The following is a 14,250-nucleotide window of genomic DNA, read 5'->3' as shown; positions in this document are numbered from 1 at the left end:
TAAGTTAAGACTTGGTTTGTTCTGACTGGCCAGCGGCGGACGCTTGTTGTTTGTCGTCAGATTTCACTTCCTGAGCTTTGACCTGCGCGCCAGGACGAACTTTTTGCAAACCGGTTACAATCACGCGATCGCCATCTTTCAGACCTTTCGTTACCAGCCACTTGTCGCCAATCGCCTGCGTGGCGGTGATATTGCGCGTTTCGACTTTGTTATCGGCACCCACAACCAGCGCGCTCGCATCGCCGCGTGGCGTACGGGTCACACCCTGCTGAGGAACCAGAATGGCGGTTGGGTTCGTCCCTTCTTCCAGACGCGCGCGCACGAACATACCCGGCAGCAGCGTTTTATCCGGATTCGGGAAAATGGCCCGGATGGTGATTGAGCCGGTGGTCTGATCGACGGTCACATCAGAAAATTCCAGTGTTCCGGTCTGCGAGAACTCGATACCGTCGTTGGTAACCAGTTCAACCTTGGCTTTACCGTTTTCCTGTTTCAGTTGACCGCTGGCCAGCTCCTGTTTGAGACGCAGGAAATCGTTGCTGGACTGGGTAACGTCAACGTAGATCGGGTCAAGCTGCTGCACGGTGGCCAGCGCGTTGGTCTGACCGTTCTGCACCAGCGCACCTTCGGTGACGGCAGATTTACCAATGCGACCGCTGATAGGGGAGGTCACTTTGGTGTAGGCCAGGTTGATACGCGCGGTTTCTACCGCCGCTTTCGCCGCCACAACGGCCGCGTTGGCTTGCTGCGCATCGGCCAGGGCAGAATCATAATCCTGTTGGCTGATGTACTGCGTGCCGAGCAGTTTCTTGTAACGATTCAACGTCAGCTGCGAAATTTTGGCTGCCGCTTCTGCTTTCGCCAAATCGCCTTTAGCGCTCTCATAAGACGCCTGGTAGGTTGCTGGATCAATCTGATACAGAGACTCACCTGCTTTGACATCACCGCCTTCGGTGAAGTTACGTTTCAGGATGATACCGCTCACCTGCGGACGCACTTCCGCAATGCGGTAGGCGCTGGTGCGGCCCGGTAGTTCTGTTGTCATCTGGAGAGGTTCGGATTTGAGCGTCACCACGCCAACTTCTGGCACCTGCTGAGCTCCTTGTTGAGCCTCTTTGTCGTCACATCCTGTAAGCGCTAAGCTGCCTGAGAGCATCAGAACGACCGCCAGAGGCGTTAACCCTCTGTTTTTGTTCATATGTAAACCTCGAGTGTCCGATTTCAAATTGATCAAGGGTCCTGAGTCTAAAAACCCATTGCTGCGTTTATATTATCGTCATGCTATGGTACATACATTCATAAATGTATGTAAATCTGACTCCTGTAAATTCATCAACGTATGGCACGAAAAACCAAACAACAAGCGCTGGAAACCCGACAACACATTCTGGATGTGGCAATGCGTTTGTTCTCACAGCAGGGTGTTTCGGCAACCTCGCTGGCGCAGATTGCTCAGGCCGCGGGCGTCACGCGGGGAGCGATTTACTGGCATTTTAAAGACAAGTCAGATCTGTTTGGTGAAATCTGGGAGCTTTCAGAGTCCAGCATTAGCGATCTTGAGACTGAGTATCGGGCAAAATTCCCTCACGATCCACTCTCAGTGTTAAGAGAAATATTAGTATATATCCTTGAAGCGACCGTTGTGGAAGAACGCCGACGTCTGATGATGGAAATCATTTTTCATAAATGTGAATTCGTTGGCGAAATGGCGGTGGTTCAGCAGGCACAGCGCGACCTGTGTCTGGAAAGCTACGATCGCATCGAGCAGGTTCTTAAAGAATGTATGCAGGCCGACATGCTTCCCGCCACGCTGTTAACGCGCCGGGCGGCGATCCTGATGCGCAGCTATATTTCCGGCCTGATGGAAAACTGGCTTTTTGCCCCGCAGTCGTTTGATTTGAAAGCAGAGGCGCGCAGTTACGTCGCGATCTTCCTTGAGATGTGCCAGCTTTGTCCGACTCTCCGCAGCGAGGAACCGCCGCTGACTGCCTGAACCTGTCCAGGAAATGTCTTAGAGGATAACCTTCCCGCTATTCTGCTTCAGGCTAGCGTGATATTCTTCACGCCCGACTATTTTCGGTCATTTCTCAGATCACATTCACGACTATGCTGCACACCTATCGCTCGACACATTCTGTTCTGGCCGTTTTTTTGATCCTGCTGTTTTTCTTTGCAGCCGTACCGCATTCCTGGGCCCGTGCAGACAACGGCAGTGACGTTCCGACGCGTGCCGAGGTTCAGTCCCAACTCGACACCCTGAATAAACAGAAAGATCTCTCCGCTCAGGAAAAGCTCGTTCAGCAGGACCTGACGGAAACCCTGGAAACGCTGGATAAGATCGATCGTATCAAAGCCGAAACGGCCCAGCTACGGCAGAAGGTTGCTCAGGCACCGGAGAACATGCGTAAAGCAACGGAGGCGCTGAACGCGCTCAGCGACGTTGATAACGATGATGAAACCCGGAAAACGCTCGCCACCCTGTCGTTGCGCCAGCTTGAGTCACGCGTGGCGCAGCTGCTGGACGATCTGCAAACGGCGCAGTCCGATCTCTCGACCTACAACAGCCAGCTGGTTTCACTGCAAACCCAGCCTGAGCGCGTGCAGAACGCCATGTATTCCGCATCGCAACAGCTCCAGCAGATACGCAACCGTCTGAATGGCATCACCGTGGGGGAAGGGGCGCTTCGTCCGAGCCAGCAAACGCTGCTGAACATTCAGCAGACGCTGCTGAACGCGGAGATTGAACAGCAGCGTAAGAGTCTGGAAGGCAACACGGTGTTGCAGGATGCGCTGCAAAAACAGCGTGACTACGTGAACGCGAACATCAACCGGCTCGAGCATCAGCTTCAGCTGTTGCAGGAAGCGGTGAACAGCAAGCGCCTGACGCTGACCGAAAAAACGGCGCAGGAAGCGGTTTCGCCAGACGAAACGGCGCGCATCCAGGCCAATCCGCTGGTGAAGCAGGAGCTGGAGATTAACCATCAGCTGAGCGAACGCCTGATTCAGGCAACTGAAAGCGGCAGCGCGCTGGTACAGCAGAATATCAAAGTCAAAAACTGGCTGGATCGTGCTTTGCAGGCCGAGCGTAATATCAAAGAGCAGATTGCCGTCCTGAAGGGCAGCCTGCTGCTGTCGCGCATTCTCTACCAGCAGCAGCAGACGCTGCCGTCCGCCGACGAGCTGGAAGACATGACAAACCGCATTGCGGATTTACGTCTTGAACAGTTTGACGTTAACCAGCAGCGCGATGCCCTCTTCCAGAGCGACACGTTTGTTGCCAAAGTGGAAGAGGGCCATTCAAGTGAAGTGAACGGTGAAGTTCACGACGCGCTGTTGCAGGTGGTGGATATGCGCCGCGAACTGCTCGATCAGCTTAATAAGCAGCTGGGCAACCAGCTGATGATGGCGATTAACCTGCAAATCAACCAGCAGCAGCTGATGAGCGTATCTAAAAGCCTACAGGAGATCCTGACCCAGCAGATTTTCTGGGTGAACAGCAACAAACCCATGGACTGGGACTGGTTTAAATCTTTCCCTGAAACGCTGAAATCCCAGATTAAAAGCATGAAAATTACCGTGAACTGGGAGAAAGCCTGGCCTGCGGTGATGATTGCCTTCCTGGCGGGCCTGCCTTTGCTGCTCGTCGCCGGCGTGATCCGCTGGCGTTTGAAATGGCTGAAACAGTACCAGGCGAAGCTGGCCTCGGAAGTGGGGCAACTGCGTAACGACAGCCAGCTGCACACGCCGAAAGCGATCCTGATCGATTTGATCCGCGCGCTGCCGGTTTGCCTGCTGATCCTCGCCGTCGGCCTGATCCTGCTGACCATGCAGCTCAATATCAGCGACCTTCTGTGGGCGTTCAGTAAAAAGCTGGCGCTGTTCTGGCTGGTGTTTGGCCTGTGCTGGAAAGTGCTCGAAAAAGATGGCGTCGCCGTCCGCCACTTCAACATGCCGGAGAAACTTACCAGCCACTGGCGTCGCCAGATTGTGCGCATCAGCCTCGCGCTGCTGCCACTGCACTTCTGGTCCGTTGTGGCCGAGCTTTCTCCGCTGCATCTGATGGATGACGTGCTCGGACAGCTGGTGATTATGTTGAACCTGCTGCTGATTGCCGTCCTGATGTGGCCGATGTGCCGCGATAGCTGGCGTGATAAAGAGTCCCACAATCTTCGTCTGGTTACCGTAACGGTGCTGGCGTTCATTCCGCTGGCGCTGATGGTCCTGACGGCGACGGGTTACTTCTATACCACGCTTCGTCTGTCAGGCCGCTGGATTGAAACGGTCTACCTGGTGATTGTGTGGAACCTGCTGTTCCAGACCGTGCTGCGTGGTTTGAGCGTGGCGGCGCGCCGCATCGCTTATCGTCGTGCTGTTGCCCGTCGACAGCATCAGGTTAAAGAGGGGGCTGAAGGGGCTGAGCCGCAGGAAGAGCCGACCATTGCCCTGGAGCAGGTCAACCAGCAAACGATGCGTATTACCATGCTGGTGATGATCGCCCTGTTTGCGGTGATGTTCTGGGCCATCTGGTCTGATCTCATTACTGTCTTCGCCTACCTCGACAGTATCACCCTCTGGCAATACAACGGCACCGAAGCGGGCGCTGCGGTAATGAAAAGCGTCACCATGGGCAGCCTGCTCTTTGCGCTGGTGTCGTCAGTGGTTGCCTGGGCGTTGATTCGCAACCTGCCTGGCCTGCTGGAAGTGCTGGTGCTCTCAAGGCTGAACCTCCGTCAGGGGGCGTCGTATGCCATTACCACCATCCTGAACTACGTCATTATTATTGTCGGGGCGATGACGGTATTCGGCTCGCTGGGCGTCTCGTGGGATAAGCTTCAGTGGCTGGCGGCGGCGCTGTCGGTGGGTCTGGGCTTCGGCTTGCAGGAGATCTTCGGTAACTTTGTCTCCGGCCTGATTATCCTGTTCGAACGTCCGGTGCGTATCGGCGATACCGTCACCATCGGCACCTTCTCCGGGACCGTCAGCAAGATCCGTATCCGTGCGACCACCATCACTGACTTCGATCGTAAAGAGGTGATCATCCCGAACAAAGCCTTCGTGACCGAGCGACTGATCAACTGGTCGCTCTCCGACACCACCACCCGCGTAGTGATCCGCCTCGGGGTGGCCTACGGCTCAGATCTGGATAAGGTCAAAGAGGTGTTGCTGAAAGCGGCTAACTCGCACCCGAAAGTGATGCACGATCCTGCCCCTGACGTATTTTTCACCACGTTTGGGCCGAGCACGCTGGATCATGAGCTGCGGTTATACGTGCGTGAACTGCGCGATCGCAGCTACACCGTCGACGAGCTGAACCGCACCATCGACCGCCTGTGCCGTGAAAACAACATCAATATCGCCTTCAACCAGCTTGAGGTGCACCTGCGCAACGAGAAAGGTGACGAACATACGGAAGTGAAGCGCGAGATTAAGGGTGACGATCCGACTCCCGCCTAAACTATTTTCCCTCTCCCTCAAGGGAGAGGGCCAGGGTGAGGGCAACCGGCCTTCACCTTTCCCTCAAAATCTCGCCGCACAATCTCCAGCGCCTTCAGCACCGTCTCCGCCGGGATCTCATGATTCTCCAGCAGCATAATTAAATCGACGGCCAGCTTGACCTCGTCGGGGGCATTTTCCAGTGACATCAGTGTGGCTCCTGTTAACGGGTCAGGCGTTCAATGACGCGCTCAATGTCGTCCAGCGCCTGACGGCAGCGGACGATACGGCCTTCCAGCGCGCTGATTTCACGCATTAAGAGCTGCTGCTCTTCCAGCGTTTCGCTGTTGTTCAGGCGGGCTTCGCGCTCGCGCTTCATCTCAAACAGACGCCGCTCAAACTCCTGGGTCTCCAGCCGCTTGCGCTGCCATTTTCCCAGCCCAGGCGAGGCGCTGTCCCACGCCCGTAGCGGCCAGGCGGCGAGTTCGCGGTGCAGGGCGGTGATCTGCTCGGTAAGATGCGCTGCAAGCCACGCCACCTGTTCCTGCTGTTCATGCTCAACCGCGTGGCGAAGCTCATCGAGGTTGGTCTGCATCTCAGCAAGGTAATCCTGAATGAGAGTGCTGCGGGTGCGGAAAAGCTGCCGGTCAAAGCGCGGTTTCAGCGTGGCGTGTCCCATCAGCGGCGTGGCCTGCACCCGCAGAGCGATCAGCTGATTTTGCAGCTTCTCAAGAAGCAGTGCTGTTTTCAATGCGCTCTCCAGTGGTAAAGTAGCCGTTCAGTTTGATAACGATTCGCATTATGCAGCGTACTATTTTAATCATCATTGGCTGGCTCGCGGTAGTGCTGGGTACGCTAGGTGTAGTTTTGCCCTTGCTGCCGACCACGCCGTTCATCCTGTTGGCCGCCTGGTGCTTCGCCCGCTCGTCGCCGCGTTTTCACCACTGGCTCCTGTACCGCTCGTGGTTTGGCGGCTACCTGCGCTACTGGCAAAAACACCGGGCCATGCCGCCTGGGGCCAAGCCGCGCGCCATTGCCTTTATCCTGATCACCTTCGCCGTTTCGTTATGGCTGGTGAAAATGATGTGGGTGCGTATTCTGCTGCTGGCGATCCTGGCCTGCCTGCTGATCTTCATGTGGCGGATCCCCGTGGTTGATGAAAAGCAACAAAAGCACTGAAGCCTCATCATGGCGGTTGCAATTATGGCGCGCAGCCAGTAAATTCGACCGTTTTCGAGCACAGGTGCGCCTGGTCAAAGGTTAAACAACTGTTACTTTGACCGACTCGTCGCGCGCCGTGAGTAACACTGTTTCATTTAGGCACAAACCGATGACCGCAACTGCACAGCAGCTTGAATATCTGAAAAATAGCATCAAAAGTATCCAGGACTATCCAAAGCCTGGCATTCTTTTCCGTGATGTCACCAGCTTGCTGGAAGACCCGAAAGCGTACGCGCTCAGCATTGAACTGCTGGTCGAGCGTTATAAAAACGCCGGGATCACCAAAGTAGTAGGTACCGAAGCCCGTGGCTTCCTGTTTGGCGCACCGGTTGCGCTGGCGATGGGCGTGGGTTTTGTGCCGGTGCGTAAGCCGCGCAAACTGCCGCGTGAAACGATCGCCGAGAGCTATGAGCTGGAATACGGCACCGATCAGCTGGAAATTCACGTGGATGCCATCAAGCCTGGCGACAAAGTGCTGGTGGTGGACGATCTGCTGGCTACCGGCGGCACCATTGAAGCGACCGTCAAGCTGATCCGTCGTCTGGGTGGTGAAGTGACCGACGCGGCATTCATCATCAATCTGTTCGATCTCGGCGGCGAGCAGCGCCTGGAAAAACAGGGTATTACCAGCTACAGCCTGGTGCCTTTCCCGGGTCATTAATCCCGTATCTCACAACCTCGCTCAATGGGTGAGGTTGTGATAGCATTCCCCTCCATTAATTCACCTTCCAGCGTTGCAGAGCCTGCCCATGAGTTATCAGGTGTTAGCCCGTAAATGGCGACCACAAACCTTTGCTGACGTTGTCGGTCAGGAACATGTGCTGACGGCCCTGGCGAACGGCTTGTCGCTAGGTCGCATCCATCACGCCTATCTTTTTTCCGGCACCCGCGGCGTCGGTAAAACCTCTATTGCCCGTCTGCTGGCAAAAGGTCTGAACTGCGAAACCGGGATCACCGCCACCCCGTGCGGCGTGTGTGACAACTGCCGCGAGATCGAGCAGGGGCGTTTTGTCGATCTGATCGAGATCGACGCCGCCTCGCGCACCAAGGTGGAAGACACCCGCGATCTGCTCGACAACGTGCAGTACGCCCCGGCGCGCGGCCGCTTCAAGGTCTATCTGATCGATGAAGTGCACATGCTGTCGCGCCACAGCTTCAACGCCCTGCTGAAAACGCTGGAAGAGCCGCCTGCGCACGTTAAATTCCTGCTGGCGACCACCGATCCGCAAAAGCTGCCGGTCACGATCCTGTCGCGCTGCCTGCAATTCCATCTGAAGGCGCTGGACGTTGAGCAGATCCGCGCTCAGCTTGAGCATATTCTCGATGAAGAGAACATTGTTCATGAACCGCGTGCGCTGCAACTGCTGGCCCGTGCGGCGGACGGCAGCCTGCGCGATGCGCTAAGCCTGACCGACCAGGCGATTGCCAGCGGTGACGGTAAGCTCTCCACCGACGCGGTCAGCACCATGCTCGGCACGCTGGATGACGATCAGGCGCTGTCGCTTATCGAAGCGATGATCGCCGCCAACGGTGAGCGGGTGATGACGCTTGTCAACGACGCCGCCGCCCGTGGCATTGAGTGGGAAGCGCTGCTGGTCGAGATGCTCAGCCTGCTGCACCGCGTGGCGATGCTGCAACTGTCCCCGTCGGCCATTGGCGCGGACATGGCGACCATTGAGCAGCGGATGCGTGAACTTGCGCGCACCGTGCCGCCGGCTGACGTGCAGCTTTATTATCAAACCCTGCTGATTGGTCGCAAAGAGCTGCCGTTTGCGCCGGATCGCCGGATGGGCGTTGAGATGACGCTGCTGCGCGCGCTGGCCTTCCATCCGCGTATGCCCTTGCCGGAGCCGGAAACGCCCCGACAGTCCTTTGCGCCGGTTGCGCCGACCGCGGTAATGTCACCGCAGCAGGTGCCACCGCAGCCGGCATCGCCGCCACCACAGCAGAATGTACCGCTGTCGGATGCGACCAGTTCGGTGCTTGCCGCACGAAGCCAGTTGCAGCGTGCGCAGGGAGCAACCAAACCAAAAAAGAGTGAACCGGCAGCGCCAGGAAGAGCGCGGCCGGTGAACAACGCCGCGCTTGAACGACTGGCCTCGGTAACGGAGCGCGTACAGTCGCGCCCGGCACCGTCCGCGCTCGAGCAGAAAGCCCCGGCTAAAGAAGAGGCTTACCGCTGGAAGGCGACCACCGTTGTTGAGACGGTCAAGGAAGTGGTCGCCACGCCGAAAGCGCTGAAAAAGGCGCTGGAGCATGAAAAAACGCCGGAGCTTTCCGCCAAGCTCGCCGAAGAGTCCATCGCGCGCGACGCCTGGGCCGCTGAGGTCAGCAAACTGCAACTGCCGAAGCTGGTGGAGCAGGTCGCGCTGAACGCCTGGAAAGAGCAGGAAGGCAATCAGGTGCGTCTGCACCTGCGTCCCGGCCAGCGGCACCTCAACTCCCCCGGCGCGCAAAAGGCGCTGGCCGAGGCGCTCACCGCTTTACAGGGCATGCCGGTTGAATTGACTATCATTGAAGATGATAATCCGGCGGTGAAAACGCCGCTCGAGTGGCGACAGGCGATTTATGAAGAGAAGCTCGCGCAGGCGCGCGAGGCAATTATTGCGGATAACAACATCCAGACCCTGCGCCGGTTCTTCGACGCCGATCTGGATGAAGAGAGTATTCGCCCCCTTTGATCGTGAGTCTGACTTACGGTTGTAATCCTTAACGTGAAAGAAGAGAGAAGCCTATGTTTGGTGGAAAAGGCGGTCTGGGTGGCCTGATGAAGCAGGCTCAGCAGATGCAGGAAAAAATGCAGAAGATGCAGGAAGAGATCGCTCAGCTGGAAGTCACGGGTGAATCCGGTGCCGGTCTGGTCAAGGTGACCATCAACGGTGCGCATAACTGCCGTCGCGTTGAAATCGACCCGAGCCTGCTCGAAGACGACAAAGAGATGCTGGAAGATCTGGTTGCAGCCGCGTTTAACGATGCCGCTCGCCGTATCGACGAAACCCAGAAAGAGAAAATGGCCTCTGTTTCCAGCGGTATGCAGCTGCCGCCGGGCTTTAAGATGCCGTTCTGATGCAAACCAGTCCGCTGCTCACGCAGTTAATGGAAGCACTGCGCTGCCTGCCGGGCGTTGGCCCGAAGTCGGCGCAGCGCATGGCGTTTACGCTATTGCAGCGCGACCGCAGCGGCGGGATGCGCCTGGCGCAGGCTTTGACCCGCGCCATGTCAGAAATTGGTCACTGTGCGGATTGCCGGACCTTTACCGAGCAGGACGTGTGTAACATCTGCACGAACCCGCGTCGCCAGGAAAACGGCCAGATTTGCGTGGTGGAGAGTCCGGCGGACATCTACGCCATCGAACAAACCGGGCAGTTCTCCGGCCGCTATTTCGTGCTGATGGGGCACCTCTCCCCGCTGGACGGCATTGGCCCGGACGATATCGGTCTCGATCGCCTTGAACAGCGTCTTGAGTCCGAGACGATCAAAGAGGTGATCCTCGCCACCAACCCCACGGTGGAAGGGGAAGCCACGGCCAACTATATCGCCGAGCTGTGCGCGCAGTACGGCGTTGACGCCAGCCGCATCGCCCACGGCGTGCCGGTCGGCGGCGAGCTGGAGATGGTCGACGGCACCACGCTGTCGCACTCTCTGGCCGGTCGTCACAAGATTATTTTCTGACCAAACGGAGGCTGCGCGCGCGGCCTCCGCTTGAAAAATTCCCCCCTTATCCCCATCTCTCACTCAACGTTTTACAACCCCATTAAATGGCATTGTTGAGGTCGACTTAGATGAAAGGACAAGAAACCCGTGGTTTCCAGTCAGAAGTGAAACAGCTTCTGCACCTGATGATCCATTCCCTGTATTCCAACAAAGAAATTTTCCTGCGTGAGCTGATTTCCAACGCCTCCGATGCGGCGGACAAGCTGCGCTTCCGCGCGCTGTCCAACCCGGATCTGTATGAAGGCGACGGCGAGCTGCGCGTGCGCGTCTCTTTCAATAAAGAGAACCGCACCCTGACGATTGCCGATAACGGCATCGGGATGAACCGCGACGAGGTGATCGACCATCTCGGCACCATCGCTAAATCCGGCACCAAAGCGTTCCTGGAGTCCATGGGCTCTGACCAGGCGAAAGACAGCCAGCTGATCGGTCAGTTCGGCGTGGGCTTCTACTCGGCGTTCATCGTGGCGGACAAAGTCACCGTGCGCACCCGCGCGGCGGGCGACAGCGCCGAGAACGGCGTGCTGTGGGAATCCAAAGGGGAAGGCGAATACACCGTTGATGACATCACCAAAGCGGATCGCGGCACCGAAATCACCCTCCACCTGCGCGAAGGCGAAGATGATTTCCTGAACGACTGGCGCGTACGCTCCATCATCAGCAAATATTCCGACCACATCGCGCTGCCGGTAGAGATTGAAAAACAGGAAGAGAAAGACGGTGAAACCGTGGTTTCCTGGGAGAAAATCAACAAGGCGCAGGCGCTGTGGACGCGTAACAAGGCTGAAATCAAAGACGACGAGTACAACGAGTTTTATAAGCACATCGCTCACGACTTTACCGACCCGCTGACCTGGAGCCACAACCGCGTTGAAGGGAAGCAGGAGTACACCAGCCTGCTGTACATTCCGGCGCAGGCACCGTGGGACATGTGGAACCGCGATCACAAGCACGGCCTGAAGCTGTATGTGCAGCGCGTCTTCATCATGGACGACGCCGAGCAGTTCATGCCGAACTATCTGCGCTTTGTTCGTGGCCTGATAGACTCCAACGATCTGCCGCTGAACGTCTCCCGTGAAATCCTCCAGGACAGCACCGTCACCCGTAATCTGCGTAACGCCCTGACCAAACGTGCGTTGCAGATGCTGGAAAAACTGGCGAAAGACGACGCGGAAAAATACCAGACCTTCTGGAAACAGTTCGGCCTGGTGCTGAAAGAAGGTCCGGCGGAAGACACCGCGAACGTGGAAGCTATCGCTAAGCTGCTGCGCTTCGCCTCTACGCACACCGACTCTTCCGCACAGGCCGTGTCGCTGGAAGAGTACGTCTCCCGCATGAAGGAAGGGCAGGAGAAGATCTACTACATCACCGCCGACAGCTATGCGGCAGCGAAGAGCAGCCCGCACCTGGAGCTGCTGCGTAAGAAAGGCATTGAAGTGCTGCTGCTGTCTGACCGCATCGACGAGTGGATGATGAACTACCTGACCGAGTTCGATGGTAAGGCGTTCCAGTCCGTTGCCAAAGCTGACGAGTCCATCGACAAGCTGGCGGATGAAGTGGACGAAAGCGCGAAAGAAGCCGAGAAGGCGCTGGAGCCGTTCGTTGAGCGCGTGAAAACCCTGCTGGGCGACCGCGTGAAAGAGGTGCGCTTCACGCACCGTCTGACCGATACTCCGGCGATTGTCACCACCGATGCGGACGAAATGAGCACCCAGATGGCGAAACTGTTCGCTGCGGCGGGCCAGGCCGTGCCGGAAGTGAAATATATCTTTGAGCTTAATCCGGATCACCCGCTGGTGAAACGCGCGGCGGATACTCAGGACGAAGCCCGCTTCGCCGAGTGGGTTGAGCTGCTGCTGGATCAGTCCCTGCTGGCCGAGCGCGGCACCCTGGAAGATCCTAACCTGTTCATTAAACGTGTGAATGCGCTGCTGCTGGCGTAACTGACCACGTCTCCCCTGGTCTTCTCCCTCTCCCCGTGGGAGAGGGCCGGGGTGAGGGCACCAGACCGCACTCTCCCAAATTATCTCCCCTCATTAACCGTTTCAGCCTCCCCGCCTTCCTTGAGCGATACCCGTTCTGGTGGTATTGTTTAGCGCTTTTGAAAAATTGAATCGACATTTGAGGGGATTTTCGCAATGCGTATTATTCTGCTTGGCGCTCCGGGCGCGGGTAAGGGAACTCAGGCTCAGTTCATCATGGAGAAATACGGTATTCCGCAAATCTCTACCGGTGACATGCTGCGTGCCGCTGTTAAATCTGGCTCCGAGCTGGGCAAACAAGCTAAAGACATCATGGATGCAGGCAAGCTGGTGACCGACGAGCTGGTTATCGCGCTGGTTAAAGAGCGTATTGCTCAGGAAGACTGCCGCAACGGTTTCCTGCTGGACGGCTTCCCACGCACCATTCCTCAGGCTGACGCCATGAAAGAAGCGGGCATCAACGTGGACTACGTGCTGGAGTTCGACGTGCCGGACGAGCTGATCGTTGACCGTATCGTTGGCCGTCGCGTACACGCTGCCTCTGGCCGCGTTTACCACATCAAATTCAACCCGCCTAAGGTTGAAGGCAAAGACGACGTGACCGGCGAAGAGCTGACCACCCGTAAAGACGATCAGGAAGAGACCGTGCGTAAGCGTCTGGTGGAATACCATCAGATGACCGCGCCGCTGATTGGCTACTACACCAAAGAAGCGCAGGCGGGTAACACCAAATACGCAAAAGTTGACGGCACCAAAGCCGTGGCTGACGTACGTGCAGAGCTGGAAAAAATCCTCGGCTAACCGCACCTTTCTCACCCGGAACTCCGGGTGAGAAAAATTCTCATCTTACCTATTACAGCAATGGGTTTCGTTTAAACGCATTTCCGCTACAATTGACAACCTATCAAATGGTTAAGAGGCGTGAATGAGTCAGGCGAAAACCGGCATCCTGCTTGCCAATCTGGGCACCCCAGAAGCACCTACTCCAGCGGCGGTAAAACGCTACCTGCGACAATTTTTAAGCGACACGCGCGTCGTGGATACCCCAAGACTGCTGTGGTGGCCACTGCTGCGTGGCGTTATTCTGCCGATTCGTTCTCCGCGTGTGGCAAAGCTCTATCAGTCCGTGTGGATGGAAGAGGGCTCGCCGCTGATGGTTTACAGCCGTCGTCAGGAAAAAGCGCTGGCCGCCCGTCTGCCGGACATGCCCGTTGCGCTCGGCATGAGCTACGGTAAACCTTCGCTGGCCAGCGCCGTCGATTCTCTGCTGGCGCAGGGCGTTGAGCACATCGTGGTGCTCGCCCTTTATCCGCAGTATTCGTGCTCCACGGTGGCTGCCGTCTGGGACGAACTGGCGCGCATTCTGGCGACCCGCCGCCGTATTCCCGGTATTACCTTTATCCGCGACTACGCCGATAACGAGCTGTATATTCAGGCGCTCGCCAGCAGCGTGCGCGCATCGTTTGAAAAACATGGCGAGCCGGATCTGCTGCTGCTCTCCTATCACGGTATTCCGCAGCGTTTCGCCAACGAAGGGGATGATTATCCCCAGCGCTGCCGCGATACGACCCGCGAGCTGGTCTCCGCGCTCGGCCTGCCGCCGGAGAAGGTGATGATGACCTTCCAGTCGCGCTTTGGCCGCGAGCCGTGGCTCACGCCGTATACCGATGAAACGCTTAAAATGCTGGGCGAGAAGGGCGTGAAGCATATTCAGGTGATGTCGCCGGGCTTCTCGGCGGACTGTCTGGAAACGCTGGAAGAGATTGCCGTCCAGAACAAAGAGTTCTTCATGGAGGCGGGCGGAACGAAATACGAATACATTCCGGCGCTTAACGACTCCCCTGAACACATCGACATGATGGTGTCGCTGGTCACCACTCGCCGCTGATCGCGTTACGGG

Annotated in this window: 12 protein-coding genes, 1 pseudogene and 1 other annotated feature; of the genes and pseudogenes, 10 read left to right on the top strand and 3 right to left on the bottom strand. The window is 57.1% G+C overall.

The features are described 5' to 3' along the window. Positions 1-4: 4 nt before the first annotated feature. Positions 5-1,198: a multidrug efflux RND transporter periplasmic adaptor subunit AcrA gene (gene acrA / locus A3466_RS17565; protein WP_063451665.1), complete on the bottom strand. Its 1,194-nt coding sequence runs from the start codon at positions 1,196-1,198 to the stop codon at positions 5-7. A 141-nt stretch (positions 1,199-1,339) separates the two neighbouring features. On the opposite strand from acrA, the gene acrR reads away from it, so the two are divergent. Continuing rightward, complete coding sequence (acrR, locus tag A3466_RS17560; protein ID WP_063451664.1) at positions 1,340-1,993, top strand: multidrug efflux transporter transcriptional repressor AcrR; 654 nt, start codon at positions 1,340-1,342, stop codon at positions 1,991-1,993. Positions 1,994-2,106: 113 nt separating this feature from the next. Beyond that, a complete protein-coding gene (mscK, locus tag A3466_RS17555) occupies positions 2,107-5,454 on the top strand; it encodes a mechanosensitive channel MscK (RefSeq protein ID WP_063451663.1) in 3,348 nt (1,115 codons plus the stop codon). Position 5,455: 1 nt separating this feature from the next. On the opposite strand, the pseudogene rsmS reads toward mscK, so the two are convergent. Together rsmS and priC are read right to left on the bottom strand one after the other, a co-directional pair. Beyond that, positions 5,456-5,642: pseudogene (gene rsmS, locus A3466_RS17550) on the bottom strand (pleiotropic regulatory protein RsmS). Between the two features lie 14 nt (positions 5,643-5,656). Further along, positions 5,657-6,184 carry a primosomal replication protein N'' gene (gene priC / locus A3466_RS17545; protein WP_063451661.1) on the bottom strand — a complete coding sequence of 176 codons (528 nt, stop codon included), beginning with the start codon at positions 6,182-6,184 and terminating at the stop codon, positions 5,657-5,659. A 50-nt stretch (positions 6,185-6,234) separates the two neighbouring features. Here priC and A3466_RS17540 point away from each other — a divergent pair, with 50 nt between their 5' ends. The 8 genes from A3466_RS17540 (at position 6,235) to hemH (ending at position 14,238) form a co-directional block, all read left to right on the top strand. Further along, positions 6,235-6,612: a DUF454 family protein gene (locus A3466_RS17540; RefSeq protein WP_063451660.1), complete on the top strand. Its 378-nt coding sequence runs from the start codon at positions 6,235-6,237 to the stop codon at positions 6,610-6,612. A 151-nt stretch (positions 6,613-6,763) separates the two neighbouring features. Beyond that, positions 6,764-7,315, top strand: coding sequence for an adenine phosphoribosyltransferase (gene apt, locus A3466_RS17535; RefSeq protein ID WP_000127359.1), 552 nt, complete (start codon positions 6,764-6,766; stop codon positions 7,313-7,315). 88 nt (positions 7,316-7,403) lie between these two features. Next, complete coding sequence (gene dnaX / locus A3466_RS17530) at positions 7,404-9,335, top strand: DNA polymerase III subunit gamma/tau (protein WP_063451659.1); 1,932 nt, start codon at positions 7,404-7,406, stop codon at positions 9,333-9,335. Then, positions 8,665-8,729 (top strand) — a sequence feature (DnaX frameshifting element). (Overlaps the previous gene by 65 nt.) Before the next feature lie 53 nt (positions 9,336-9,388). Beyond that, a complete protein-coding gene (locus tag A3466_RS17525; RefSeq protein WP_003858972.1) occupies positions 9,389-9,721 on the top strand; it encodes a YbaB/EbfC family nucleoid-associated protein in 333 nt (110 codons plus the stop codon). After that, positions 9,721-10,326, top strand: coding sequence for a recombination mediator RecR (gene recR / locus A3466_RS17520; protein WP_006809843.1), 606 nt, complete (start codon positions 9,721-9,723; stop codon positions 10,324-10,326). Before A3466_RS17525 ends, recR begins: the two co-directional genes overlap by 1 nt. 110 nt (positions 10,327-10,436) lie before the next feature. Then, a complete protein-coding gene (htpG, locus tag A3466_RS17515; protein ID WP_063451658.1) occupies positions 10,437-12,311 on the top strand; it encodes a molecular chaperone HtpG in 1,875 nt (624 codons plus the stop codon). A gap of 195 nt (positions 12,312-12,506) precedes the next feature. Beyond that, the gene (gene adk, locus A3466_RS17510; RefSeq protein WP_006809841.1) at positions 12,507-13,151 is read left to right on the top strand and encodes an adenylate kinase; all 645 of its coding nucleotides are present in this window, start codon (positions 12,507-12,509) and stop codon (positions 13,149-13,151) included. Positions 13,152-13,275: 124 nt separating this feature from the next. Continuing rightward, a complete protein-coding gene (gene hemH, locus A3466_RS17505) occupies positions 13,276-14,238 on the top strand; it encodes a ferrochelatase (RefSeq protein ID WP_063451657.1) in 963 nt (320 codons plus the stop codon). The last annotated feature ends 12 nt before the right edge of the window (positions 14,239-14,250 follow it).

Source organism: Enterobacter genomosp. S, assembly GCF_001631805.1.
Lineage (GTDB): Bacteria > Pseudomonadota > Gammaproteobacteria > Enterobacterales > Enterobacteriaceae > Enterobacter > Enterobacter quasihormaechei.
Note: the sequence above shows the minus strand (reverse complement) of the source record. Positions and strands in the feature narration are given on the sequence as shown.

Coding starts and splice junctions, on each gene's coding strand:
- acrA (WP_063451665.1), bottom strand. CDS start 1,198: ATGAACAAAAACAGAGGGTTAACGCCTCTGGCGGTCGTTCTGATGCTC.
- acrR (WP_063451664.1), top strand. CDS start 1,340: ATGGCACGAAAAACCAAACAACAAGCGCTGGAAACCCGACAACACATT.
- mscK (WP_063451663.1), top strand. CDS start 2,107: ATGCTGCACACCTATCGCTCGACACATTCTGTTCTGGCCGTTTTTTTG.
- A3466_RS17540 (WP_063451660.1), top strand. CDS start 6,235: ATGCAGCGTACTATTTTAATCATCATTGGCTGGCTCGCGGTAGTGCTG.
- apt (WP_000127359.1), top strand. CDS start 6,764: ATGACCGCAACTGCACAGCAGCTTGAATATCTGAAAAATAGCATCAAA.
- dnaX (WP_063451659.1), top strand. CDS start 7,404: ATGAGTTATCAGGTGTTAGCCCGTAAATGGCGACCACAAACCTTTGCT.
- A3466_RS17525 (WP_003858972.1), top strand. CDS start 9,389: ATGTTTGGTGGAAAAGGCGGTCTGGGTGGCCTGATGAAGCAGGCTCAG.
- recR (WP_006809843.1), top strand. CDS start 9,721: ATGCAAACCAGTCCGCTGCTCACGCAGTTAATGGAAGCACTGCGCTGC.
- htpG (WP_063451658.1), top strand. CDS start 10,437: ATGAAAGGACAAGAAACCCGTGGTTTCCAGTCAGAAGTGAAACAGCTT.
- adk (WP_006809841.1), top strand. CDS start 12,507: ATGCGTATTATTCTGCTTGGCGCTCCGGGCGCGGGTAAGGGAACTCAG.
- hemH (WP_063451657.1), top strand. CDS start 13,276: ATGAGTCAGGCGAAAACCGGCATCCTGCTTGCCAATCTGGGCACCCCA.